Origin of the sequence: Tsukamurella pseudospumae (genome assembly GCF_001575195.1) — a bacterium.
In the GTDB taxonomy this organism is placed as follows: domain Bacteria; phylum Actinomycetota; class Actinomycetes; order Mycobacteriales; family Mycobacteriaceae; genus Tsukamurella; species Tsukamurella pseudospumae.
The window spans coordinates 1-235 of record NZ_LSRF01000074.1 but is presented as its reverse complement, the minus strand read 5'-3'; the positions used below and the strand labels follow the sequence as shown (position 1 = coordinate 235).

1 protein-coding gene is annotated in these 235 nt (G+C 63.8%); it reads right to left on the bottom strand.

From position 1 onward, the window contains the following. Positions 1–235, bottom strand: a 235-nt coding sequence (locus tag AXK60_RS25160) for a class II fructose-bisphosphate aldolase (protein WP_175400113.1), incomplete at both ends; no start/stop codon positions are given.

The following is a 235-nucleotide window of genomic DNA, read 5'->3' as shown; positions in this document are numbered from 1 at the left end:
GCTCGGCGGAGATCTCCAGCAGCGGCCGCACCAGGCCATCGAGCTTGTCCTTCGGGCAATGATCCGTATGCAGGGCCACCGTCACGTCGTACTGCGCCGCCACCACATGCGCGAACTCCGCCAACGCCACCGCGCCCACGACCATGTCCTTGACACCCAGGCCCGAACCGAACTCCGTACCACCGGTGGAGAACTGAATGATCCCGTCACTACCGGCATCAGCGAAACCCTTGAT